Below are 22663 nucleotides of genomic sequence, written 5' to 3' on the forward strand. Positions count from 1 at the left end.
GTCCTCGACGCGCGGCGGCGGCGGGCCGGTGCGGGACTTCTCCACCTGCTCCTCGGCGAGCTGGGCCAGCTGGTGCTCCTGCCGGACGCGCAGGTCGCGCAGCAGCTGGGCGGGGCTGCCGATCACCATGGCGTGGTGGGCGATCTCGACCAGCCGCCGGCCGTCCGTCCGCACCGGGGTCACCGGCGGGAAGCACAGCACGCCCGCGATCACCACCAGGTCGGCCCGCTCGTGCACGGTCAGCCCCGGGGCGCTCTGCACCTGGGCCAGGAACGCCACCCAGTCGCCGCGCAGGTTGGCCCCGGCGAAGCCGACCAGCCAGTCGTGCAGGTGGCCGATCGCGGCGGACGGCTGCCCGTGCTCCTCGGCCAGGAACTCGGCGATCCGGGCGGCGGACACCGTCAGCGGGCGGGGCTGCACCTGGACGGAGTAGCCGGTGGTCTCGGCCAGGTGCTGCTCCAACTCGGGCAGCACCGAAGCCAGTTGGAACCATCCGGCCAGGATGCGCTGGAGCATCTGCCGGGTCTCCCGGGTGCAGCGGTCCATCGTCACTCCTCCGGGTCGGGGGCCAGCAGGGTGTCCAGCCGGTCCAGGGCGGGGTGCGGGCCGCACAGCTCGCGGGCCCCGGCCAGCAGGGCGCGCAGCGCGGCGGCCGGGGCGCGGTGCTCCAGGCAGGCCGTGGCGACGGCGCGCAGGTGCAGGGTGCCGTGCGCGTGGTACGGGACCCTGACCTCCTGGCCGGGGCCGAGCCGCTCGTTGACGGCCCGGACCAGCTCCAGCCGGGCCGCCGGGTCCTGGAACAGGGACGGTTCGCCGAGCAGCCGGGCGACCTCGCCCACCGCCGGCAGCGGGACGGACGGCGGGTCGGACGGCGGGTCGGGCTCCGGTGCCGTGCCGGGCGGGCGCGGCAACAGGGGCGGCAGCAGCGGCAGCAGCTCGGACAGCGGGGTCAGCCAGCCGCCCACCGGGTCGTCGCCGTCCGCGGTCGCCTTGACCACGCCGACCACCCGGCCGCGCCCGTCGATCGCCATGCTGCCGCTCAACCCGTGCTGGATCCAGCCCTGTTGGACGCGCAGCCCGAGGCCGGAGAGCCCCGCCACGATCAGCCGGGCCGACTCCGGGCCGACCTCGCCGGTCACCGGGTTCACCGCGAAGCCGTGCACCAGGACGGCCGCGCCGCCGGCCGGGTCGTGCCCGGCGAGCGGCACCGCCGGGGCGCCGGCCAGGCCGGGCGCGGTGAGCAGCGCGAGGTCCGGCCGCGGGTAGCTGGCCGCGCCGGGCTCCCGGTGCGGCGGGAAGAGCCGGGCCGCGCGCACCGGGTGGGCCGCCCCGCCGTGCCGGGCGGCGGTGAGCTCCGGGTGGCCGTGCACCACGTGCGCGCAGCTGACCAGCAGGCCCGCGCCGAGGTGGAAGCCGCTGCCGAGGAAGGCCCCGGCCGGGTCCGCGAGGCGGACCGCGGCGGCGTCCGGGCTCACGCGGCGGGGCGGTCGTCCGGCCGCTTCCAGCTCAGCCGGACCACCAGGCTCGCCTGGCCGGAGGCTTCCGCGAGCACGCCGATCAGCCGGCCGGACTTCACCCCGAGGGTGAGGCCGAACTCCACCTCGAAGCCGTCCGGGTCGCCCGCCTCGCGCGCGGTCTCGCGGGCCCAGCGCCCGACCGCGCGCACGGTGCGCCGCACCTCGCCGAGGCTGTGGGTGACGGCCGCGGCGGCCGCCCCCGCGTCCCCCGCGGGGCGGCCGGGGCCCTGGTGGACGGCGGCGTGCAGGACGGTGCCGTCGTCCAGGGCGATCTCCACGGTGCCGGGCACCGGTGCGTTCGTCATGTCTCCCCCAACTCATGACCGGCGAGCAGCATATGAATACCAGTCAGATAGGGAGAGATCCAGACCTTTCCGGAAGCCCGGGACAGCGGTGGCGGGAGCGGTCCGGGCGGCGGGCGGGTGAGCGGTCCGGGCGGCTGGTTTCAGCCGCGCACGGCCGCGGCGGTGCGCAGCAGGTCGGCGACGATCTCCACGCCCTCCCGGGTGAGCACCGACTCGGGGTGGAACTGCAGGCCGGCGAAGCCCGGTCCGCGCAGCGCGTGCACGTCGCCGGTGCGGGCGTCCCGGGCGACCTCGACGCCCTCGGCGGCCAGCCGCCCGGCTGCCGCCGCGTCGCAGCGGGCGGTGAAGGTGTTGTAGAAGCCGACGGTGCGGCGGGTGCCGAACAGGTCGACCGTCTCCTGGGCGCCCTGGTACGGCACCGCCTTGCGGGCCAGTTCCAGCCCGAGCCGGGCGGAGAGCAGCTGGTGGCTGAGGCAGACCGCGAGCAGCGGCGCGGTGCGCGCCCCGGAGCGGGCGGCGGCCAGCGCGTCGGCGACGACCGGGCGCAGCAGGGCCATCTTCGGGTCGGCGGGGTCGGCCGGGTCGCCGGGGCCGGGGCCGAGCACCAGCGGGCCGCGGTGCGCGGCGGCCCGCTCGCGCAGCCCGGGGGCGTCGTAGCGGACGACGGAGACGGTGTGGCCGAGCGAGCGCAGCAGGTGGGCGAGCATCGCGGTGAAGGTGTCCTCGCCGTCCACCACCAGGGTGTCGGCGCCGGGCAGCGGCGCGGCGGGCTGCTGCATCCGCAGCCAGAACGGGGCCAGGCCGGCCCGGCGGGAGTCGAGGGCGGCCTGCACCCGGTGGTCGTCGGCGAACCGGGGCCGGGCGGCGGCCTCCTTGGCGGAGCGGGCCGGGCGGGCGCCGATCGCGGAGAGCACCCCGGCGGCCTTGGCGTGCGTCTCGGCGACCTCGGAGCGCGGGTCGGAGTGCCGGACCAGGGTGGCGCCGACCCGGACGACCAGCGAGCCGTCGGCGGGGTCGATGTCGGCGGCCCGGATGCAGATCGGCGAGTCCAGCTGCTGGCCGCCGCTGGCGGTGCGGCCGATCAGGGCGAGCGCGCCGGAGTAGTAGCCGCGCCCGCCGCGCTCGTACCGGTCGATCACCCGGGTGGCGTTCTGCACCGGGCTGCCGGTGACGGTGGCGGCGAACATGGTCTCCCGCAGCACCTCGCGGACGTCCAGCGAGGTGCGGCCGCGCAGCTCGTACTCGGTGTGCGCGAGGTGCGACATCTCCTTCAGGCGCGGGCCGAGCACCTGGCCGCCGAGGTCGCCGACCGCGCACATCATCTTCAGCTCCTCGTCGACCACCATGGTGAGCTCCTCCAGCTCCTTGGGGTCGCGCAGGAACTCCAGCAGCGACTCGGCGGTCGGGCCGCCGGCCGGGTAGCGGTAGGTGCCGGAGATCGGGTTCATCACCACGGTGCCGCCGGACTGCCGGACGTGGACCTCGGGGGAGGCGCCGACCAGCACCCGGTCGCCGGTGTGCACCAGGAAGGTCCAGTACGCGCCGCGCTCGTGCTCCAGCAGCCGCCGGAACAGGGTCAGCGCGGTGGCGGTGGAGTACCCGGCCAGTTCGGCCCGGAAGTCGCGCCGGATCACGAAGTTGGCGCCCTCGCCGCGCCCGATCTCGTCCTCGATCACCCGGCGGACGATGTCCGCGTACTCCTCGTCGTCGATGTCGAACTCCCCGCCGCGCAGCTCCACCGGCGCGTCGGGCAGCGCGGCCAGCACCCCGGCCAGCGGCAGCGCGTACTGCTCCTCGACGGACAGCGCCCGCAGCGGGGTGCCGTCCTGCCGGGCCGCGAAGCCGCGCTCGCGCAGCTGCGCGTACGGGACGAGGGCCAGCAGGTCGTGCCGCGGGCCGCCGGCCGGGGCGCCCGCCGGGACGGGCAGGTCGGCCAGCGCCGCGTGTTCGGAGACCGTGCCGACCAGCAGTTCGACGGTGTCCGGGGCGAGGTAGGGCGCGCGGCGGTGCAGCAGGGCGAAGGCCGGGGCGCCGGGGGCGGTGAGCCGGGCGAGCAGGTCGGCGGCGGTGGTGGTCACGGCTGCGGTGTTCCTTCCGGGAGGTTGCTGCGGGGGTTCCGCCGCCTCCGGGAGGCCGTGACGCTGCACACACGCGCCGACGGCCGCCCCGGAGGGCGGCCGTCGTTCGTCGCTAGGGACGCGCGATCAGTGGGCCGCCCAACGGGCTGGCCCACCACCAGGAGAAGGTGTGCGTCGCGGTCACGGAGCAGACCATAGCCCACCGGCGGGCGGCGCGGGGAGGGATCGCCGCGATGTCCACTCACCGTCTCACCCACCGGGCGGCACCCCCAATCCGGTTGTGCCACCCCGTAGCCTTGCCCTGTGACCGTGACTAACCACTCCTGGCAGTCCCTGCCCGCGGCGCAGCAGCCTGAATGGCCGGACCAAGAGGCTCTGCGCAAGACCCTTGCGGAGCTCGCCTCCTATCCGCCCCTCGTCTTCGCCGGCGAGTGCGACCAGCTGCGCGCCCGGCTCGCGGCCGTCGCGCGTGGTGAGGCGTTCCTGCTCCAGGGCGGCGACTGTGCCGAGGCGTTCGACGCCGTGTCGGCCGACCAGATCCGCAACAAGCTGAAGACCCTGCTCCAGATGGCCGCCGTGCTCACGTACGCCGCGTCCGTCCCGGTGGTCAAGGTCGGCCGGATCGCCGGCCAGTACTCCAAGCCCCGCTCGAAGAGCACCGAGACCCGCGACGGCGTGACCCTGCCGACCTACCGCGGCGACTCGGTCAACGGCTTCGAGTTCACCGCCGAGGCCCGGATCCCGGACCCGGAGCGCCTGAAGCGGATGTACAACGCCTCCGCGGCGACGCTCAACCTGGTGCGCGCCTTCACCACCGGCGGCTACGCCGACCTGCGCCAGGTGCACGCCTGGAACCAGGACTTCGTGCGCAACTCCCCGGCAGGGCAGCGCTACGAGCAGCTGGCCCGGGAGATCGACCAGGCGCTGGCCTTCATGAACGCCTGCGGGGTGGCCCCGGAGGAGTTCAAGACGGTCGAGTTCTTCTCCTCGCACGAGGCGCTGATCCTGGACTACGAGACGGCGCTGACCCGCACCGACTCGCGCACCGGCGAGCTGTACGACGTCTCCGGCCACATGGTGTGGATCGGCGAGCGGACCAGGCAGCTGGACCACGCGCACATCGAGTTCGCGTCCAAGATCCGCAACCCGATCGGCGTCAAGCTCGGCCCGACCACCACGGTGGACGAGGCGCTGACCCTGATCGACCGGCTCGACCCGGAGCGCGAGCCCGGCCGGCTCACCTTCATCACCCGGATGGGCGCGGGCAAGATCCGCGACCACCTGCCCGCCCTGGTGGAGAAGGTCACCGCGTCCGGCGCCCAGGTGGTGTGGATCACCGACCCGATGCACGGCAACACCTTCGAGGCGTCCAGCGGCCACAAGACCCGCAAGTTCGACGACGTGCTGGACGAGGTCCGGGGCTTCTTCGAGGTGCACCGCGCGCTCGGCACCCACCCGGGCGGCATCCACGTGGAGCTGACCGGCGACGACGTCACCGAGTGCGTCGGCGGCGGCGACGAGGTGCTGGTCGACGACCTGCACCAGCGCTACGAGACGGCCTGCGACCCGCGGCTCAACCGCAGCCAGTCGCTCGACCTGGCGTTCCTGGTCGCCGAGATGTACCGCGGCCAGTAGGGCGCTCGCGCCGGGTGTGACGAAGGCCCCTCCGTTTTCGGGTGATCCGAGGCGGAGGGGCCTTCTTCGTACCCGGAGCACCAGGTAAGGTAAGGCTCAGTAAACCGCACCAATCGTGGAAGGGGCCGCACATGTACGTGTGCATGTGCCACGCGGTCACCGAGGCCCAGGTCAAGCAGAAGATCGACGAGGGGGCCAGCACCCCGCGCCAGATAGCCCAGGGCTGCAAGGCCGGCACCGACTGCGGGTCCTGCGTGCGCCGCATCCAGGCGCTGCTCGGCGAGCACGGCGCCCGCCCCTGCCCGACCGCCCGGCTGGCCGAACGGCTCGGCCTGGCCGACCCGGCCACCGCTCCCGCACTCGCCCCGAAGGCGGCCTGAGCGCTCCCGGGCGGCCCGGCACCCGGTCCGGCATCCGGCCCGGCCCCGGCTCAGCCGGCTCCCGGGCGGTCCGGTGCCCGGCTCAGCTGCTCTCGGGCTGCTCGATCAGCTGCGCGATGTAGAGCGCCTCGCCGAGCTTGTCCAGCAGTTCCAGCTGGGTGTCCAGGTAGTCGATGTGGTGCTCCTCGTCCGCCAGGATCGACTCGAAGATGTTCGCCGAGGTGATGTCGTTCTTGGCCCGCATCACCACGATCCCGCGCCGCAGCCGGTCGATCGCCTCGACCTCGACCTGCCGGTCGGCCTCGAACATCTCCTTGACCGTCTGGCCGATCCGGACGTGGAACAGCCGCTGGTAGTTCGGCAGCCCGTCCAGGAAGAGGATCCGGTCGGTCAGGATCTCGGCGTGCTTCATCTCGTCGAAGGACTCGTGCCGGGTGTACTTGGCGAGCTTGGTCCAGCCGAAGTTCTCCTGCATCTTCGCGTGCAGGAAGTACTGGTTGATGGCGGTGAGTTCGGCGGTCAGCTGCTCGTTGAGGAACTCGATGACCTCGGGATCGCCCTGCATGGCCTGCCTTCCTGTGCGCATTCCGGTCGGTGTCCGGATGCCCCGCATCGTGGCAGCTGAACGGGTGCACTTCCAGTAAGTTCACGCTCACAGTCACCGCCGCGATCGCCATTTCCTCCCGCTCCGCACCGCGCTGACCTGCGGCGATGCCGGGCGGATTGGGCCGATCGGGGGTATCTCACCCGAACGGGCGCGCGGATTCGCCCCGCGTTTCCCCCACCGCCGCGGCGGATTCCGCCACCGCCCCCGGCGGATTCCGCCGGGGGCGCGCGAAGGGGCGCGCGCGATTCGCCGCCCGCCGTCTGTCACCATGGGGACATGGGTCAGCACGAACCGGAACAGCAGCCGCCGACTGACCCGAGGCTCCCCCCGGGGCAGCGGCCGCAGCGCGGCTGGCCGGTCCTGCACTACGGGCCGGTGCCCCGGTTCAAACCGCAGAGCTGGGACTTCCAGGTGTTCGGGGCCACCGCCGACGCGGAGAAGGCCAGTTGGGACTTCACCGCCTTCCACGCCCTGCCCAAGACCACCGTCCGCGGCGACTTCCACTGCGTCACCAGGTTCTCGATGCTCGGCAACGCGTGGACCGGCGTCGCCGCCCGGACGGTCCTCGACCTCGTCCCGCCCGACCCCGCCGTCACCCACGTGATGGTCTGGGCCGAGTACGGCTACAGCGCCAACCTGCGGCTGGCCGACTTCGCCGACCCGGCCACCGTCTTCGCCACCCACCACGACGGCCGCCCGCTCACCCTCGAACACGGCTTCCCGGTCCGCCTGGTGGTGCCCCACCTGTACGCCTGGAAGGGCCCCAAGTGGGTGCGCGCCGTCGAGTACATGCGGGCCGACCGGCGCGGCTTCTGGGAGGAGCGCGGCTACCACAACCGCGCTGACCCGTGGCGCGAGCAGCGCTACTCCTACCAGGAGCAGCCCGGCGACGGCCCGCTGCGCTGAGTGCGCCGCGCGGCGGGCCCGGCGGGGGTCAGAACAGGCTGACGGTGACCGTCACGGTGCTGCCCCGCTTGGCCGGGGTGTCCGCCGCGGGGGACTGCGCGGACACCTTGCCGATCGGGATCAGGCCGGTGACCTCCGGCACGAACCCGGCGTCCCGGAGCGCCTGCTCGGCGTCCTCCCTGCTCATCCCCCTCACGTCCGGCACCGGGTGCATGCCTTTGGAGACGGTCAGCGCCACCGGCGAGCCCGGCGACAGCTCGCCGCCGGCCGCCGGGGCGGTGGAGATCACCGCGCCCTTCGGCACGGTGTCGCTGAACTCCTCGGTGCTCGCCCCCGGCGTCAGCCGGGCCTCGCCCAGCGCCTTGGCGGCGTCCGCCGCCGGCCGGCCGGTCACGTCCGGCACCGGCACCCGCTCCGGGCCGCGCGAGAGCACCACCTTCACCGCGTCGCTCTTGCGGACCCTGCTGCCCACGCCCGGATCGGTCGAGATCACCTGTCCCGCCCGCACCGACTCGCTGAACTGCTCGCTGTACGAGCCGTGCAGGCCCTCCTTGTCCAGCGTCGCCGCCGCCTGCTCCCGGCTCTGCCCCAGCACGCTCGGCACCGTCGCGTACACCGCGTTGGACAGCGCGTACGTCACGCCGCCCACCAGCAGCAGCAGCGCCACCAGCACTGCCGACCAGACCAGCGGGCGGCGGCCGAACGGCGAACGGCGGGAGGGGCCCGGCAGGCCGCGCGGCGGGTCGTCGTTGACCGCCGGGCGCATCGGCGGCAGCAGCTCCGGCGGGACCTCCAGCACGCTGGTGCGGTCCAGCGCCGGAACCCGCTCGATCACCGCGGTGGCCTCGCCCGGACTGTGCACCGGGGTGGGCCGGGTCGAGGCGGGCGGCTCCGCGTCCAACTGCGCGGCGGGCAGCGAACGGCGGGCCCGCTGCACCGAGGCCAGCAGCTCCACCGCGTCCCACGGCCGGGCCTGCGGGTCGCGGGCGGTCGCGGCCGCCACTATCGCGTCCAGCTCCGGGCCCACCGCGGGGGCGGTGCGGGACGGCGCCGGGACGTCCTCGTGCAGGTGCCGGTACATCACCTGGGCGGCGTTCTCCCCGGTGTGCGGCCGGGCGCCGGTCAGCATCTCGTACAGCAGGATGCCCGCCGCGTAGACGTCCACCCGCTGGTCGGTGGGCTCCTGGCGGATCTGCTCCGGCGCCAGGTAGGCGACGGTGCCCAGCAGTTGGCCGGTCTCGGTGGCCGAGGTGGCGGCGGTGTCGGCACCCGCCAGCACCCGCACCAGGCCGAAGTCGGCGACCTTCACCATGCCGTTGTCGGTGATCAGCACGTTCTCCGGCTTGACGTCCCGGTGCACCAGGCCCGCCCGGTGCGCCGCGCCGAGCGCCGCCAGCACCGGCTCCAGCACGTCCAGCGCGGCCCGCACCGACAGCGCGCCGCGGTCGCGCAGCACGTCGCGCAGGTTGCGGCCGGGGACGTACTCCATCGCCATGAACACGCCCCGCGGGTCGGCGCCCTGGTCCAGCACGTTCACCACGTTCGGGTGGGCGAGCCGCGCCACCGCCTTGGCCTCCCGGATGAAGCGGGCCGTGAAGTCGGCGTCCCCCGCCAGCGAGGGGTGCATCACCTTCAGCGCCACCGTCCGGTCCAGCCGGGTGTCGGTGCCCCGGTAGACGGTCGACATGCCGCCGACCGCGATCCGCTGCTCGACCCGGTACCGGCCGTCGAGGAGCACGCCGTGCAGGGGATCGTCGAGGGTCATGTCCACCCGAGGAGTGTAGGGGTTGGGTGTCCGGAGGGGCCCGTCGGCGGGCCGGACGCCACGGGGTGCCCGGCCGGTGCGGCCGGGCGCCCCGGGGGCGGGGCCTCCCGTACGGTGGCGTGGCGGCCGCTACCGGCTCAGAAGGCGGGCCGCTCGCGGGTGTCGGCCAGGCCGGCGGTGGGCGAGGACGCCTCGGCGTAGTAGCGGCGCGGGATCCGCCCGGCCCGGTGGGCGAGCCGCCCGGCCTCCACCGCCCGGCGCATCGCCTCCGCCATCAGCACCGGCTCCTGGGCGCGGGTCACCGCGGAGGCCAGCATGACGGCGGAGCAGCCCAGTTCCATCGCCAGCGCGACGTCGCTGGCGGTGCCCGCGCCCGCGTCCAGCACCACCGGGACGTTCGCCGACTCCACGATCAGCTGGAAGTTGTGCGGGTTGCGGATGCCCAGCCCGGAGCCGATCGGCGAACCCAGCGGCATGATCGCCGCGCAGCCGACGTCCTCCAGCTTGCGGGCCAGCACCGGGTCGTCGTTGGTGTACGGCAGCACGGTGAAGCCGTCGTCGACCAGCGTCTCGGCGGCGTCCAGCAGCTCGATCGGGTCGGGCAGCAGGGTCCGCTCGTCGGCGATCACCTCCAGCTTCACCCAGTCGGTGCCGAGCGCCTCGCGGGCCAGCCGGGCGGTCAGCACCGCCTCGCCCGCGGTGTAGCAGCCCGCCGTGTTCGGCAGCACCCGGATGCCGTTGCGGGACAGCACCTCCAGGACCGAGCCCTGGGTGGCGGTGTCGACCCGGCGCATCGCCACTGTGGTCAGCTCGGTGCCGGACACCCTGAGCGCCTGCTCCAGCACCTCCAGGCTGGGCGCGCCGCCGGTGCCCATGATCAGGCGGGAGGAGAAGGTGGTGCCGGCGATGACCAGCGCGTCGTCAGCCATGGTTCAGCCTCCCTGGACGGCGGTGAGGATCTCGACCCGGTCGCCCTCGCCGAGCGCGGTGGCGGGCCACGAACTGCGGGGCACCACGGCCTCGTTGACGGCGGCGGCGACGCCGGTGTTGGCGGCCGACACCTCGGCCACCACCACGTCCAGCGTGGTGGCGGCGGGCAGGGTGCGCGGCCGGCCGTTGACGGTCAGGGCGATGGTGTTCATGCGGGGACCTTGGGGGTGAAGCGGTCGGAGGTGAAGCGGCCGGGAGTGAAGTCGGCGGCCAGCGGCGGGAGTTCGCCGTCGGCCAGGTAGTCGGCGAGCAGGTCGGCGGTGACCGGGGTGAGCAGCACGCCGTTGCGGTAGTGCCCGGTCGCGGCGGCCAGGCCGTCCAGCGCGGTCGGGCCGAGCAGCGGCGCGTTGTCCGGCGAGCCCGGACGCAGGCCCGCGCCGGTCTCCACCAGCGGAAGTTCGGTGATGCCGGGCACCAACTCGTGGGCGTCCCTGAGCAGTTCGTAGACGCCGCCGGCGGTGACGGTGGTGTCGTGGCCCAACTCCTCGGTGGTCGCGCCGATCACCAGCTCGCCGTCGGCCCGCGGCACCAGGTACAGGTGCTGCCCGCGCACCACCGCCCGCACGTTCCGGGACAGGAACGGCCCGTACGCGCCGGTGGGCATCCGCAGCCGCAGCACCTGGCCCTTGACCGGGCGGACGGCCGGCAGCACCCCCGCCGGCAGGCCCGGCAGCAGGTGGCTGCGCGAACCGGCGGCCAGCACGGTGCGCCCCGCCGCCACCCGCTCGCCGCTCGACAGCCGCACGCCCGCCGCCCGGCCGTCCTCGACCAGCAGTTCGGCGGCCTCCGCCCGGTGGAACACCACGCCCGCCCGCTCGCAGGCGGCGACCAGCGCGGCGGCCAGCCGGCGGCCGTCCACCTGGTGGTCGTCGGCGACGTGCAGGCCGCCGCGCACGCCCGGCGCCAGCATCGGCTCCAGGCGGCGGCACTCGCGGCCGGTCAGCCACTGCGAGGCCAGCCCCAACCGGCCGTGGAAGGCGTGCAGTTCGCGCAGCTCGGCGCGGTCGTCGGAGTCCAGCGCGACGGCCAGCGTGCCGGTGGCCCGGTAGCCGGTGTCCAGGCCGGTCAGTTCGGTCAGCTCGGCGGCGAAGGCGGCGTAGCGCTCGTTCGACGCCATCCCCAGCCGCAGCAACGGCTCCTCGCCGTACTGCAGTTCGGTGACGGGGGCGAGCATGCCCGCGGCGACCTGCGCCGCGCCGCCGCCCGGGTGCGGGTCGGCCACCGCGACCGACAGGCCGCGCTGCGCGGTGCGCCAGGCGACACCGAGCCCGATGATGCCCCCGCCGACCACCAGGACGTCCAGCGCACGGGAATGTGCCACAGCGGTTGGATCTCCCTTCGCCGGCATGACCCGGATCAGGTTCGGACGGTCGCGGGCCGCCGCAGCCCGCCTCTCAGCCCGGTGCACCGGGCTCCCGTGTGACGTAGTACCCCCACCTTAACGCTGCCCCGTCCGGCCCCGGAGGCACCTGGGTAGGGTGGACGCCGTGGCTGAGCTGAAGGCAACGGACCGGGTCGTCGTGGTCGGCGCGGGCATGGCGGGCGCCCAGGCCGCCCTCGGACTGCGGCAGGGCGGCTGGCGGGGCCCGCTCGCCCTGGTCGGCGAGGAACTCCACCTGCCCTACGACCGCCCCCCGCTCTCCAAGGACGTGCTGCTCGGCAAGGCCGACGCCACCGCCTTCGAGATCGACTGGCATGAGCTGGGCGTCGACCTGCTCACCGGCCGCCGCGCCACCGGCCTGGAACCCGGCCTGCTGCACACCGACCGCGGCGGACTGCCCTACGACGCCCTGGTGATCGCCACCGGCGCCGCGCCCCGCACCCTCCCCGGCCTGCCCGGCGCCCGCACCCTGCGCACCGTCGACGACGCCCACGCGCTGCGCGCCGCGCTCACCCCCGGCCGCCGGATCGTCCTGGTCGGCGCGGGCTGGATCGGCGCCGAGACCGCCACCGTCGCCCGGCAGCTCGGCTGCCAGGTCACCGTGGTGGAGGCCGCCGCCGCCCCGCTGGCCGGCGCGCTGCCCGCCGAACTCGGCGCCCTGATGGCCGACTGGTACGCCGCCGCCGGCGTCGACCTACGCTGCGGCGCCGCCGTGGCCGGCGCCGCCGACGGCGGGGTGCTGCTCGCCGACGGCACCCACCTGCCCGCCGACGAGGTCGTGGTCGGCGTCGGCGCCCGCCCCGCCACCGACTGGCTGCTCGGCGGCCCGCTCGCCCCCGACCCCGACGGCACGCTCCCGGTCGACGACCGGCTGCGCACCGCCCTGCCCGGCGTCCTCGCGGCCGGCGACTGCGCCTCCTACCCCTCCGCCCGCTCCGGCACCCGGCTCGCCGTCCAGCACTGGGACCACGCCCTGCACTCCGGCGCCGCCGCCGCGGCCTCCCTGCTCGGCACCCTGGACGCCCCCTACGACCCCGTCCCGTACTTCTGGTCCGAGCAGTTCGGCCGCATGGTCCAGTACGCCGGACGGCACGCCGGGGCCGACCACCTGCTGTGGCGCGGCTCCCCGTCCGACCCGCACTGGACGGTGCTGTGGCTGCGCGACGGCGCGCTGGTCGCCCTGCTCGCCGTCGACCGGCCGCGCGACCTCGCCCAGGGCCGCCGCCTGATCGAACGCGGCGGCGCACTGGACCCGGCCCGCGCCGCCGACCCCGCCGTCCAGTTGAAGGCCGCCGCCCGGTAGCGCCTAGGCTGGTGCCGTGAGCGAGATTGATCCCAAGATTGACGCCCTGGTCCCCGCCTGGCTGTACCTGCCCGACATCGCGGAGCGGTGGGGCGTGGTGATCACCGAGGTCCGCGCCATGGTGAAGAACCGCACCCTGCTGGCCGTCCGCCGCGGCCCCAACAACTCCCTCCAGGTCCCCGCCGACTTCATCGAGGACGACGGCCCGGTCAAGCACCTGGTCGGCACCCTCACCGTGCTGCGCGACTGCGGCTTCTCCGACGAGGAGATCCTCGAGTGGATGTTCACCGAGGACGACTCGCTGCCCGGCAGCCCGATCCAGGCCCTGCGCGAGAACCGCGGCACCGAGGTCAAGCGCCGCGCCCAGGCCATGGCCCTGTGACGGCCGCCCCCACCGCCCGGCAGCGCCTGGCCGACGCCCGGCTCTACCTCTGCACCGACGCCCGCCGCGCCCAGGGCGACCTGCCCGAGTTCCTGGACGCGGTGCTCGCGGGCGGCGTCGACATCGTCCAGCTGCGCGACAAGGCGCTGGAGGCCAAGCAGGAGCTGGAGCACCTGGAGGTCTTCGCCGACGCGGCCCGCCGCCACGGCAGGCTGCTCGCCGTCAACGACCGCGCCGACGTCGCGTACGGCGCCCGCCCCGACGTGCTGCACCTCGGCCAGGACGACCTGCCGGTCGCCGTCGCCCGGCGCATCCTCGGCGAGGACGTGCTGATCGGCCGCTCCTGCCACGCCGAGGACGAGGTCGACACCGCGATGACCGAACCCGGCGTCGACTACTTCTGCACCGGCCCGGTCTGGCCCACCCCCACCAAGCCCGGCCGCCACGCCCCCGGCCTCGACCTGGTCCGCCACGCCGCCGCGCGGCGCCCCGAGCGCCCCTGGTTCGCCATCGGCGGCATCGACCAGGACAACCTCCAGCAGGTCCTCGACGCGGGCGCCACCCGGATCGTCGTGGTCCGCGCCCTCACCGCCGCCGAGGACCCGGGCGCGGCCGCCGCCGCCCTGGCCGCCCGCCTGCACTAGGCCCCCGCCCCGGGGGCGCCCGCCCGTCCCGCGCCCCACCAGGGGCGCGGGGAACCGCCCGTGGCGGAAGGGTCGCGGGGAGAGCCCCGGTGCCGGCGAGGAGCCCCGCCCTCCCGGCCGGAACCGTACGCGTGCCGTTCGCACTCCGTGCAGGCATGGAGTCCGTCCTCACGCCCGCCCGTCGCGCCCGCCGGGTCGCGCTGCTCGTCCCCGCGCTGCTCGCGGCCGCCGCCGTCGCCTTCCTCGCCCAGCGCCCGCTGGGCCGCCACCACGCCGGGTGGCACGGCTGGGTCGGCACCGTCAACGGCATCGTCTTCCTGGCGGCCGCCGCCCTGCCGGTGGCCGCCTTCGCGGTGTGGGCGCTGGCCCGCCGCCGCCGGGCGGCCGGCGTGGAGCCGGGCTGGGCGCGGCGCTCGGCGCTGGCCGAGGTCGGCGCGCTCTACGGGACGGTGCCCTGGGTGTGGATGATCCTGCTGCCGGGCGTCGACCCGGGCGGCCCGCGCCGCCGGGTCAACCTGGTGCCGCTGCACGACATCGCCGAGATCGTCGGCGCCGGGCCGCCCGCCACCGCGGCGGCCCAGATCGTCGGCAACACGCTGGTGTTCGCGGCGCTGGGCTTCCTGCTTCCGGTCCGCTCCGCGGCGTTCGCCTCGGTGTGGCGGATGCTGGCGCTCGGCGCGGCCTGCTCGGTGCTGGTGGAGGCCGCCCAGTACGTGCTGCGGCTGGACCGGGTCTCCTCGGTCGACGACGTGCTGCTGAACGCGGGCGGGGCGGCCCTCGCGGCCCTGGCCTCGCGCCGCTGGTGGCGCCGCCCGGCGGCCTGAGGCCCCTGTCAGTACTTGCGGACCGTCGCCGCGTCGGCCAGCGCCCGGAGCACCTCGCGGGTCGGGCCGTCGGCGACCGGGGCCGCGTCCAGGGCGGCCAGCGCCTCGGCGAGCAGTGCGTCGATCCGGGCCTCGACCAGCTCCGGGGCGCCGCTGAGGGTGATCAGGTCGCGCAGTTCGGCGATCCCGTCGGCGTCCAGGCCGGGTGCGCCGAGCCGGGCGTCCAGGTGGGCGGCGTCGGCCGGGCCCAGGCCGCGCATGGCGTGCGCGACCAGCAGGGTGCGCTTGCCCTCGCGCAGGTCGTCGCCGGCCGGCTTGCCGGTGACCGCCGGGTCGCCGAAGACGCCCAGCAGGTCGTCCCGGAGCTGGAACGCCTCGCCCAGCGGCAGGCCGAAGCCGCCCAGCGCGTCGACCAGGCCGGGAGAGGCCCCGGCCAGCAGCGCGCCGACCTGGAGCGGGCGCTCGATGGTGTACTTCGCGGACTTGTAGTGCAGGACTGTCCGGGCCCGGTCGACCGCCCCGTCGTCGGTGGAGTCGCCCGCGACCGGCTCCAGCACGTCCAGGTACTGGCCGAGCATGACCTCGGTGCGCATCAGGTCGAAGGCGGGCTTGGCGGCCGAGACGGCGGCCGACGGCAGCCCCGAGCGCTGGAACAGCTCGTCGCACCAGATCAGCAGCAGGTCGCCCAGCAGCACCGCCGCGGACGCCCCGTACTGCTCGCGGTCGCCGCGCCAGCCGCCCGCCCGGTGCAGGTTCTCGAAGCGGCGGTGCACGGCGGGCAGGCCCCGGCGGGTGTCGCTGCGGTCCATCAGGTCGTCGTGCACCAGGGCGCTGGCCTGCAGCAGCTCCAGCGCGGCCGCCGCGCGCTCGATCCCGGGCTCGTCCGCGGCGCCGCCGGCCGCCCGCCACCCCCAGTAGCAGAACGCCGGGCGCAGCCGCTTGCCGCCGTCGAGCAGGAAGTCGCGCAGCGCGTCGGCGACCGGGCCGAGCTGGTCGGAGATCCCGGAGAGCAGGGCCGTCCGCTCGACCATGAACGTGCCGAGGGTGCGGTTCACGCGGTCGCGCACGTCCTCCGCGTCGACGGGGTTGCGGGGAAGGCGGGTGGAGGAGGGCACCTGAGACTCCGGATCGTGGGGCTGACAGTCAGATTAACGCTCCGGTCGGGGTGACCCGTTCCACCGGCCGTCCGGCGGCCCTGAACCGTTCGGCCGAAAATCTCAAGTGGCGTCTCAGCGAGTGGACGGCGTTTGTCCGCGCCGAGCCGCCGACGGATAACCTTCCTGCATGGCACTCGGGATTCCCACCACCAGAAACGACCGCGCACAGACCGTGCGCGACCTGCTGGCGGCCGGCGACCGCTCCTTCTCCTTCGAGTTCATGCCCCCGCGCAACGAGGACGCCGAGCGCAAGCTGTGGGACGCGATCCGCCGCGTCGAGTGCCTGGAGCCCAACTTCGTCTGCATGACCTACGGCGCGGGCGGCTCCTCGCGCGGCCGCACCGTCGACCTGGTCGGCCGGATCGCCACCGAGACCACCCTCACCCCCGTCGCCCACCTCACCGCCGTCGACCACTCGGTCGCCGAACTGCGCAACATCATCGGCCAGTACGCCGACCAGAACGTGCGCAACGTCCTCGCGGTCCGCGGCGACCCGCCCGGCGACCCGATGGGCAGCTGGGTGCGCCACCCCGAGGGCGTCACCTACGCCGCCGAACTCGTCGAACTCATCAAGGGCATCGGCGACTTCTGCGTCGGCGTCGCGGCCTTCCCGCAGATGCACCCGCGCTCGGACAACTGGGACGACGACATCCGGCACTTCGTCGCCAAGTGCCGGGCCGGCGCCGACTACGCGATCACCCAGATGTTCTTCGAGGTCGAGGACTACCTGCGGCTGCGCGACCGGGTCGCCGCGGCCGGCTGCGAGACGCCGATCATCCCGGAGATCATGCCGGTCACCAACAGCCGCCAACTGGTGCGCTTCCCGCAGCTGTCCGGCTCGGACTTCCCCGACGACTTCCGCCGCAAGCTCGAGGCCGTCATCGACGACCCGGCCGCCGTCCGCGCCGCCGGCCTGGAACACGCGACCGCCATGGCCGAACGCCTCCTCGCCGAGGGCGCCCCGGGCCTGCACTTCATCACACTGAACCACTCCACCTCGACCCTGGAGATCTACCAGAACCTCGGCCTGCACACCCGCTGACTCCGCTGCGCGGGGCTTGGGGGCGGGTGGGTAGGTCGCTGCGCGGGGCTTGGGGGAGGCGGGAAGACCGCTGCGCGGGGCCTGGGGGTGGGCGGGATGAATACTCGCTGCGCCTGGCTATCTCCTGCTGCGCGGGGTCCGGGGCGGGTGGGGTGGAGGGCCTGGCGCGCCCGCGCCCCCCGCTGCGCGGAGCTTGGGGGCGGGTGGGGTGGATGCCTGGGCGGTGTTGTGCGGGGGCGGGGGTGTCCGGGATGAGGTGGTGTTCGTCCTGAGGCTGTACAGTCGCCCGCAACCGCGCGGTGATGGTGGCGTCTGGAGGTTGCGGGGATGGGCATCGGATACCTGCTCCTCTATGGCGCGCTGGCCCTGGTCGCGCTCTGGCTGACCGCCGAACTGCTGCTGCAGAACCGCGCCCCGCTGCACTGGCGGGCGCTCGCGCTGCTGGGTTTCCTGGGCGTGGTCGCCGGGATGCGCACCTCCTCGGTGGTGGTGATAGTGGCGGGCGCCGCCGGGTTCGGGCTCGGCCAGTTGATGGTGACCAACTCGGTGAAGCGCGGCCGCCCGGTGGGCTGGTCGCTGCGCCGCTCGGACGGCCGGCTGCCCGGTCCGCTGGCGAAGGTCCCGCTGCTGTCCGCCGCCACCGGCGGAACGGCCGCCGCGGTCGCCGCCCCGGAGCCGGTGGTGCCGGTCGGTGAGGTCGGGCCGGTCGAGGACGAGTCCCACGAGCCGTACGAGGCGCAGCCGGTCGGGTACGAGGAGTTCCAGCAGCTCGACGCGGGCGTCTACGTCCAGGAGCAGGCGGCCTACCAGGTCCCGCAGCAGCCGCAGTACGGCTACCAGCAGCAGGACTACGGCTACCAGCAGCAGTACGTCCAACAGCAACAGCAACAGCAACAGCAACAGCAACAGCAGCAGCCGCAGTTGCAGCTGATCGGCTACGACCAGTACGGGCAGCCGGTCTACCAGGACCCGTACACCCAGCAGCAGTACCAGCAGCCGTACGTCCCGCAGCAGCCCCAGCCGCAGCAGGACCAGAACTGGTACTACCAGCAGCAGTACTGACGGACCGTCAGGCCGGGCCGAGCAGCCCGGCGGTGATCGAGGCGGACATCCCGACCCGGGCCAGCCCGCCGCCGGGGTGGGCGTGCGCGCCGATCAGGTAGAGGCCGGGCGGGCCGGGCTGGTTGGCCTGGGCGAGGTGGCCGCCGGCCAGCGAGGGGGGCGGGACGGAGGCGGTGAGCCGGGTCTCCCGCCAGCGCAGCCGGGGGCGCAGGTCGAGTCCGGCGGTGGCCAGGTGGGCGAGCAACTCCCCGGCGTAGGCGTCCTGTTCGGCGGCGGTGGGGGTGAGGCTGGCGGGCACGGTGACGGTCAGGACGGCGGCCTCCGCGTCCGGGCCGGGGACGAGCGACGGGTCGTCCGGCCGGAGCACCTGCACGGTGGGGCGCTGCGGCAGGGTGCGGTCGGTGAACACCGCGCGGGCCTCGGCGGCCGGGTCCGCGGCGTGCACCACGGTGCGGTGCGCGGTGCCGGCCGGGCGGGCGCCGTCCAGGGCGAGCAGCACGGTGAACCGGCCCGGCGCGGGGTCGGCGGGTGCGGCGACGCCCAGGCCGGGGACGGCGGAGAGCACCGCGTCCGCGGTCAGCACCCCCGCGTCCGTGCGCACGCCGACGACCCGCCCGCCGTCCTGCTCCAGGGCCCGCACCGGGGTGTCGAAGCGGAACTCCACGCCGCGCTTCCCGCACCGCGCGAACACCGCGTCGGCGAGCGCCCGCAGGCCGCCGTCGACGTACCAGACGCCGAACGACTGCTCCATGTACGGCAGTACGGTCGCGGAGGCGGGCGCGGTCCGCGGGTCCAGCCCGTACCGCAGCGCGTACTCGCCGAGCAGTGCGGCCGGGCCGGGGCCGCCGCCGAGTTCGCGGGCCGCGTCGGCGAGGGTGGGCCGGGTGCGCGGCAGCAGCCGGGACAGGCCGCGGCGCGGCGGTACCGGGTAGGGGTCGGCCGGGTCGACGGCCGGGCGCGGCTCCTCCAGCAGCGGGCGGCGGGTGGCCTCCCAGACCGTGCGGCCCCGGTTGAGCAGGTCGCCCCAGCGCGCGCCGGTGCCCGCCCCGAAGGCCGCGTCCAGCGCCTGGCCGACGCCGCCCCGGGAGGCGTTCGGCAGCAGCAGCCCGGTGCCGTCCGGGAACAGGTGCCGGCTCTCCGGGTCCACCGGCCGCAGCCCGACCAGTTGTTCCAGCGGCTCGCGGCCGGTCTTCAGCGCCAGGTCCCGGTAGACGGCGGGCAGCGCGAGCAGCCCCGGCCCGGTGTCGAACCCGAACCCCTCCCGCCGGTACGACCCCACCTGCCCGCCGTGCGTCCCGGCCGCCTCCAGCACCGTCACCCGGTGCCCGAGGGTGGCCAACCGGGAAGCGGCGGCCAGACCGCCCATGCCTGCGCCGACGACGATGATCCGAGCCATGGCAGGAGATCCTATGCGCCCGGAGCGCACTCCCGACCCGCGACCGCCGTGCCGGCCCGCGACCGCCGTGCCGGCCCGCGACCGCCGTGCCGGCCCGCGACCGCCGCGCTAGCCCGCCACCGCCGCGCCCCCGCCCCGGCGGAGCGCCCGGCGCTCCTTGCGGCGCAGCCAGAACCGCCGGATCCGGGTGACCGCGAACCACACCACCAGCACGCCGAGGAACAGCAGGACGGCGGCGGCCGAGGCGGCCAGCCACGGGTGGAAGATCGCCAGGGTGACCAGGCCGGCCACCGAGAGGTCCTCGGCGAGGCTCAGCAGGATGTTGGAGGCCGGTTCGGGCGAGGTGTTGACGGCCATCCGCAGGCCCGCCTTGACGCCATGGCTGAGCAGGGCCGTCGTCCCGCCGACCGCGCCCGCCGCGACCTCGCCCAGCGAGCCCGGGTCGTGGGCGGCCAGCAGCGCGCCGACCGTCGCGCCCGCGATCGGGCGGACCACGGTGTGCACCGCGTCCCACACGGTGTCCACGTACGGGATCTTGTCGAGCACCGCCTCGCACAGGAACAGCAGCCCGGCGGCGAGCAGCACGTCGGTGCGCTCCAGTACCGGCGGCACCGAGTCGGCCCCGCCGAAGCGGCCGAACAGGCCGAGCAGCAGGACCACGGCGTACGCGTTGATCCCGCTCGCCCAACCGCTGGTGAAGATCAGCGGAACGGCTCCCACGCCGGCCCCCCTTCCACGCGCCCGCCCGGACCTCGGGCGGGACGCGCACACCGTACCCGGCCGGTCCCGCCGCGGGGGAGGGCCGGGAGGACGGGGGGACTGAGTATCCGTACTCAGATCACCGGTTGAGTACTCGCACGGATGGTCCGCGGGCCCCGCGCGACGGCAGAGTAGGGGGCACCGGGAAGGCCGCCGCCGGGCGGAGCCACCCGGAGCGCTCGGGGCCCGACCGCCGTTCAGGGGGAGCGGCGGCCGACACCACGGCCCGGAGCGCGACTAGCGGCCGGAACGAGGGGACCGGACACCGCCGACACGGGGCGGCGGAGTCCGGCCCCCTCCCCCAGGGGGGAGTTCCGGGGAGGCCGGCCGCGGGGGACGACGGAGCGGGGTTCGGGGGGACCCCGGGTTGTCAGACCCCCCGTTCACGATGGATGCATGCGCGGACCGACCGGTCCGGGCAAGGTCCGGAGTGAACGGGGGAGACCCATGACCATCAGTCGTCCTGAGCCTGTCGCCCGCCCTGCCGTCGATCAATCCGCCGCCGACCGATCCGCCGCCGACCGATCTGCCGGCCGATCCGCCGCGGACCGATCCGCCGACCGGCCCGCGGCCGGGCGGCCCGCCGTCGAGCAGCCCACCCTGCCCGCCTCCCGCGGCGGCGACGTCCACCCGGTGCTGCGCCGCGCCACCGCCCCGCCGGCCGCGCTCGAACTGCTCCGGCACGCGCACCGCACCCTGGTGCACGCCCGCGGCCGGCAGGACCCACTGGAGCGCTACGCCACCGCGCACCTCGCCGCGCTGCGCGCCACCGCCGCCGTGCTCGCCGTCCGCGGCCGCCCGGTGCGGGGCCCGCGCCGCCGCCAGGCGATCCGCCCGGCCTGGGAGCTGCTGCCCGAGGTCGCTCCCGAACTCGCCGAGTGGGCCGCCTACTTCGCGGCCGGGGCGCGCCGCCGGGCGGCCGCCGAGGCGGGCATCGCCGGCGCCGCCGGCGAACGGGACGCGGACGACCTGATCCGCAACACCGCCCTGTACCTGCGCATCGTGGAGCGGATCCTGGCCCTGCACCCCTGACGTCCGGCCCCCGCCGCCCGGCGCTGCGCCGCACCCCCGTCCGGTGGATCCCGGCGGATAAGGTGGAGGCGTTCCCGCCGTGGAAGACCTGCCACGCGGAAGACCTGTCCAGAGGGGTGCCGCCTTGTATCCGACTCGTCCCCGCAGTGCACTGCGTACCGCCGTGGTGTGGGAGGTGGTGCGGGAGGCGCTGGAGCGCCGCGCCGCCGCGCTCGGGCGGCCGGTCCTGGAGGTCGTCGACACCGGCGGCGGCACCGGCAACTTCGCCGTGCCGGTGGCCAGGCTCGGCCACCGGGTGACGGTGGTGGACCCGAGCCCCGACGCGCTGTTCGCGCTGGAGCGCCGGGCCGCCGAGGCGGGCGTCACCGAGCTGGTCCGGGCCGTCCAGGGCGACGCGCAGACGCTGCCCGAGCTGGTCCCGGCCGGATCGGTCGACGCGGTGCTCTGCCACGGCGTCCTGGAGGTCGTCGACGACCCGGCCGAGGCGCTGCGCAACCTGGTCGGCACCCTCGGCGAGGGCGGCCTGGTCAGCCTGCTCGCCGCCAACCGGAACGGCGCCGTGCTGGCCCGCGCGGTGGCCGGCCATTTCACCGAGGCCCGCACCGCGCTGGACGCCGCGGACGGCCGCTGGGGCGCCGGGGACCCGATGCCCCGCCGCTTCACCGGCGAGCAGCTGGACGCGCTGGCCGCCGACGCCGGGCTGCGGGTCACCTCGGTGCACGGCATCCGGGTGTTCGCCGACCTCGTCCCCGGCGTCCTGGTCGACACCGAGCCCGGCGCGCTGGACGCCCTGCTCAAGCTCGAACTCGCGGCCGCCGAGCAGCCCGCCTTCCACGCCGTCGCCACCCAGCTGCACCTGCTCGCCGAGGCGATCTGATCCGCTCCGGGGGGCACCAAGCGCGCCCCCCGCTCGTTGCCGGGGTGCGGGCCGCCGACGCGGTGGCCCGCACCACGCCTGATTGACCACGCCGAACCGCGGCCGTGGACCGTATGATCTGGGTAAAGCCGGTAAGCATGACGGCCAGACCGGTGGGGCATATGGACCACACAGGCCCGAGCCAGGGGTGGCGGACCGGTCGCCCCGCGACCGACGAGTAGGAGGACTCCGTGCCGCTCTCGGAGCACGAGCAGCGACTGCTCGAGCAGATGGAGCGAGCGCTGTACGCCGAAGATCCCAAGTTCGCGTCAGCGCTCGAGGGAACCGGCCTGCACACCTACACCCGTCGGCGGGTCTACCTGGCCGTGGCGGGGTTCGTGGCGGGCATCGCGCTGCTCATGGGCGGCCTGGTCGCGCAGGTCATCTGGGTCAGTGTGATCGGGTTCCTGGTGATGCTTGGTTGTGCGGTGCTCGCGGTCACCGCGTGGCGCCGGGGCCCCGCCGGGCACGGACCACGGCAGGCGGCCGCGCCACGCCGGAAGTCCGGCATGGTGGACCGAATGGAACAGCGCTGGCAGCGGCGCCGCGACGAACAGAGCGGCCTGTAGCGGCGATCCCGAC

Annotated in this window: 24 protein-coding genes and 1 riboswitch; of the genes, 12 read left to right on the top strand and 12 right to left on the bottom strand. The window is 75.3% G+C overall.

Going from position 1 to position 22663, the window contains the following annotated elements:
* From ACFUEL_RS07375 to ACFUEL_RS07390, 4 genes are all read right to left on the bottom strand, one after another.
* On the bottom strand, positions 1-546 hold a 546-nt coding region (locus ACFUEL_RS07375), incomplete at its 3' end, for a hypothetical protein (protein ID WP_380235078.1).
* 2 nt (positions 547-548) lie between these two features.
* Entirely contained in the window at positions 549-1475 is a 927-nt protein-coding gene (locus ACFUEL_RS07380) for a serine protease (RefSeq protein ID WP_380235079.1), read from the bottom strand.
* On the bottom strand, positions 1472-1822 hold the full coding sequence (locus ACFUEL_RS07385; RefSeq protein ID WP_380235080.1) for a CU044_2847 family protein: 351 nt from the start codon (positions 1820-1822) through the stop codon (positions 1472-1474). Before ACFUEL_RS07385 ends, ACFUEL_RS07380 begins: the two co-directional genes overlap by 4 nt.
* Before the next feature lie 140 nt (positions 1823-1962).
* Positions 1963-3900, bottom strand: a complete 1938-nt coding sequence (locus ACFUEL_RS07390; protein WP_380235081.1) for an anthranilate synthase family protein — start codon at positions 3898-3900, stop codon at positions 1963-1965.
* Positions 3901-4203: 303 nt separating this feature from the next.
* Between ACFUEL_RS07390 and ACFUEL_RS07395 the strand changes: the two genes are divergently transcribed.
* A complete protein-coding gene (locus tag ACFUEL_RS07395) occupies positions 4204-5535 on the top strand; it encodes a class II 3-deoxy-7-phosphoheptulonate synthase (RefSeq protein ID WP_380235082.1) in 1332 nt (443 codons plus the stop codon).
* Positions 5536-5666: 131 nt separating this feature from the next.
* Positions 5667-5915, top strand: a complete 249-nt coding sequence (locus ACFUEL_RS07400; protein WP_380235083.1) for a bacterioferritin-associated ferredoxin — start codon at positions 5667-5669, stop codon at positions 5913-5915.
* Positions 5916-5997: 82 nt separating this feature from the next.
* Here ACFUEL_RS07400 and bfr read toward each other — a convergent pair whose 3' ends face one another.
* A complete protein-coding gene (gene bfr / locus ACFUEL_RS07405) occupies positions 5998-6480 on the bottom strand; it encodes a bacterioferritin (RefSeq protein ID WP_380235084.1) in 483 nt (160 codons plus the stop codon).
* Between the two features lie 318 nt (positions 6481-6798).
* Between bfr and ACFUEL_RS07410 the strand changes: the two genes are divergently transcribed.
* A complete protein-coding gene (locus tag ACFUEL_RS07410; protein ID WP_380235085.1) occupies positions 6799-7428 on the top strand; it encodes a sulfite oxidase-like oxidoreductase in 630 nt (209 codons plus the stop codon).
* A gap of 28 nt (positions 7429-7456) precedes the next feature.
* On the opposite strand, the gene pknB is transcribed toward ACFUEL_RS07410, so the two are convergent.
* From pknB to thiO, 4 genes are all read right to left on the bottom strand, one after another.
* A complete protein-coding gene (gene pknB, locus ACFUEL_RS07415; protein ID WP_380235107.1) occupies positions 7457-9193 on the bottom strand; it encodes a Stk1 family PASTA domain-containing Ser/Thr kinase in 1737 nt (578 codons plus the stop codon).
* 137 nt (positions 9194-9330) lie between these two features.
* On the bottom strand, positions 9331-10122 hold the full coding sequence (locus tag ACFUEL_RS07420; RefSeq protein WP_380235086.1) for a thiazole synthase: 792 nt from the start codon (positions 10120-10122) through the stop codon (positions 9331-9333).
* 3 nt (positions 10123-10125) lie between these two features.
* Positions 10126-10335, bottom strand: a complete 210-nt coding sequence (gene thiS, locus ACFUEL_RS07425; protein ID WP_380235088.1) for a sulfur carrier protein ThiS — start codon at positions 10333-10335, stop codon at positions 10126-10128.
* On the bottom strand, positions 10332-11531 hold the full coding sequence (thiO, locus tag ACFUEL_RS07430; protein WP_380235089.1) for a glycine oxidase ThiO: 1200 nt from the start codon (positions 11529-11531) through the stop codon (positions 10332-10334). Before thiO ends, thiS begins: the two co-directional genes overlap by 4 nt.
* Positions 11500-11612: riboswitch (TPP riboswitch) on the bottom strand. It overlaps the preceding gene by 32 nt.
* Before the next feature lie 49 nt (positions 11613-11661).
* On the opposite strand from thiO, the gene ACFUEL_RS07435 reads away from it, so the two are divergent.
* The 4 genes from ACFUEL_RS07435 (at position 11662) to ACFUEL_RS07450 (ending at position 14717) form a co-directional block, all read left to right on the top strand.
* A complete protein-coding gene (locus tag ACFUEL_RS07435; RefSeq protein ID WP_380235090.1) occupies positions 11662-12867 on the top strand; it encodes an NAD(P)/FAD-dependent oxidoreductase in 1206 nt (401 codons plus the stop codon).
* A gap of 16 nt (positions 12868-12883) precedes the next feature.
* Entirely contained in the window at positions 12884-13249 is a 366-nt protein-coding gene (locus ACFUEL_RS07440; RefSeq protein ID WP_380235091.1) for an Rv2175c family DNA-binding protein, read from the top strand.
* Positions 13246-13893 carry a thiamine phosphate synthase gene (gene thiE, locus ACFUEL_RS07445; protein WP_380235093.1) on the top strand — a complete coding sequence of 216 codons (648 nt, stop codon included), beginning with the start codon at positions 13246-13248 and terminating at the stop codon, positions 13891-13893. The genes ACFUEL_RS07440 and thiE overlap by 4 nt, the downstream gene beginning before the upstream one ends.
* Before the next feature lie 155 nt (positions 13894-14048).
* Positions 14049-14717 (top strand): VanZ family protein, encoded by a 669-nt coding sequence (locus ACFUEL_RS07450; RefSeq protein WP_380235094.1) that lies wholly within the window; start codon positions 14049-14051, stop codon positions 14715-14717.
* 8 nt (positions 14718-14725) lie between these two features.
* Here ACFUEL_RS07450 and ACFUEL_RS07455 read toward each other — a convergent pair whose 3' ends face one another.
* A complete protein-coding gene (locus tag ACFUEL_RS07455; RefSeq protein WP_380235095.1) occupies positions 14726-15832 on the bottom strand; it encodes a polyprenyl synthetase family protein in 1107 nt (368 codons plus the stop codon).
* Between the two features lie 169 nt (positions 15833-16001).
* Here ACFUEL_RS07455 and metF point away from each other — a divergent pair, with 169 nt between their 5' ends.
* Entirely contained in the window at positions 16002-16916 is a 915-nt protein-coding gene (gene metF / locus ACFUEL_RS07460; RefSeq protein WP_380235096.1) for a methylenetetrahydrofolate reductase [NAD(P)H], read from the top strand.
* 327 nt (positions 16917-17243) lie between these two features.
* Complete coding sequence (locus ACFUEL_RS07465; protein WP_380235097.1) at positions 17244-17978, top strand: hypothetical protein; 735 nt, start codon at positions 17244-17246, stop codon at positions 17976-17978.
* 7 nt (positions 17979-17985) lie between these two features.
* Here the strand turns inward: ACFUEL_RS07465 and ACFUEL_RS07470 are convergent, their stop codons facing one another.
* Both ACFUEL_RS07470 and ACFUEL_RS07475 read right to left on the bottom strand, forming a co-directional pair.
* Positions 17986-19374 (bottom strand): phytoene desaturase family protein, encoded by a 1389-nt coding sequence (locus ACFUEL_RS07470; protein ID WP_380235098.1) that lies wholly within the window; start codon positions 19372-19374, stop codon positions 17986-17988.
* 108 nt (positions 19375-19482) lie between these two features.
* Positions 19483-20094 (bottom strand): DUF4126 domain-containing protein, encoded by a 612-nt coding sequence (locus ACFUEL_RS07475; RefSeq protein ID WP_380235099.1) that lies wholly within the window; start codon positions 20092-20094, stop codon positions 19483-19485.
* A gap of 486 nt (positions 20095-20580) precedes the next feature.
* Here ACFUEL_RS07475 and ACFUEL_RS07480 point away from each other — a divergent pair, with 486 nt between their 5' ends.
* The 3 genes from ACFUEL_RS07480 (at position 20581) to ACFUEL_RS07490 (ending at position 22650) form a co-directional block, all read left to right on the top strand.
* Entirely contained in the window at positions 20581-21165 is a 585-nt protein-coding gene (locus ACFUEL_RS07480) for an SAV_6107 family HEPN domain-containing protein (protein WP_380235100.1), read from the top strand.
* A 124-nt stretch (positions 21166-21289) separates the two neighbouring features.
* Complete coding sequence (locus ACFUEL_RS07485; RefSeq protein ID WP_380235101.1) at positions 21290-22042, top strand: methyltransferase domain-containing protein; 753 nt, start codon at positions 21290-21292, stop codon at positions 22040-22042.
* Positions 22043-22272: 230 nt separating this feature from the next.
* Positions 22273-22650, top strand: a complete 378-nt coding sequence (locus ACFUEL_RS07490; RefSeq protein ID WP_380235102.1) for a DUF3040 domain-containing protein — start codon at positions 22273-22275, stop codon at positions 22648-22650.
* Positions 22651-22663 lie beyond the last annotated feature (13 nt).

This window comes from Kitasatospora sp. NPDC057198 (assembly GCF_042670125.1).
GTDB lineage: Bacteria > Actinomycetota > Actinomycetes > Streptomycetales > Streptomycetaceae > Kitasatospora.

What these genes read in the sequence shown, in the direction of transcription:
- ACFUEL_RS07480 (WP_380235100.1), top strand. Translation starts at nt 20,581, where the DNA reads ATGACCATCAGTCGTCCTGAGCCTGTCGCCCGCCCTGCCGTCGATCAA.
- bfr (WP_380235084.1), bottom strand. Translation starts at nt 6,480, where the DNA reads ATGCAGGGCGATCCCGAGGTCATCGAGTTCCTCAACGAGCAGCTGACC.
- ACFUEL_RS07410 (WP_380235085.1), top strand. Translation starts at nt 6,799, where the DNA reads ATGGGTCAGCACGAACCGGAACAGCAGCCGCCGACTGACCCGAGGCTC.
- pknB (WP_380235107.1), bottom strand. Translation starts at nt 9,193, where the DNA reads ATGACCCTCGACGATCCCCTGCACGGCGTGCTCCTCGACGGCCGGTAC.
- thiO (WP_380235089.1), bottom strand. Translation starts at nt 11,531, where the DNA reads ATGCCGGCGAAGGGAGATCCAACCGCTGTGGCACATTCCCGTGCGCTG.
- thiS (WP_380235088.1), bottom strand. Translation starts at nt 10,335, where the DNA reads ATGAACACCATCGCCCTGACCGTCAACGGCCGGCCGCGCACCCTGCCC.
- ACFUEL_RS07465 (WP_380235097.1), top strand. Translation starts at nt 17,244, where the DNA reads ATGGGCATCGGATACCTGCTCCTCTATGGCGCGCTGGCCCTGGTCGCG.
- ACFUEL_RS07470 (WP_380235098.1), bottom strand. Translation starts at nt 19,374, where the DNA reads ATGGCTCGGATCATCGTCGTCGGCGCAGGCATGGGCGGTCTGGCCGCC.
- metF (WP_380235096.1), top strand. Translation starts at nt 16,002, where the DNA reads ATGGCACTCGGGATTCCCACCACCAGAAACGACCGCGCACAGACCGTG.
- ACFUEL_RS07450 (WP_380235094.1), top strand. Translation starts at nt 14,049, where the DNA reads ATGGAGTCCGTCCTCACGCCCGCCCGTCGCGCCCGCCGGGTCGCGCTG.
- ACFUEL_RS07385 (WP_380235080.1), bottom strand. Translation starts at nt 1,822, where the DNA reads ATGACGAACGCACCGGTGCCCGGCACCGTGGAGATCGCCCTGGACGAC.
- ACFUEL_RS07400 (WP_380235083.1), top strand. Translation starts at nt 5,667, where the DNA reads ATGTACGTGTGCATGTGCCACGCGGTCACCGAGGCCCAGGTCAAGCAG.
- ACFUEL_RS07420 (WP_380235086.1), bottom strand. Translation starts at nt 10,122, where the DNA reads ATGGCTGACGACGCGCTGGTCATCGCCGGCACCACCTTCTCCTCCCGC.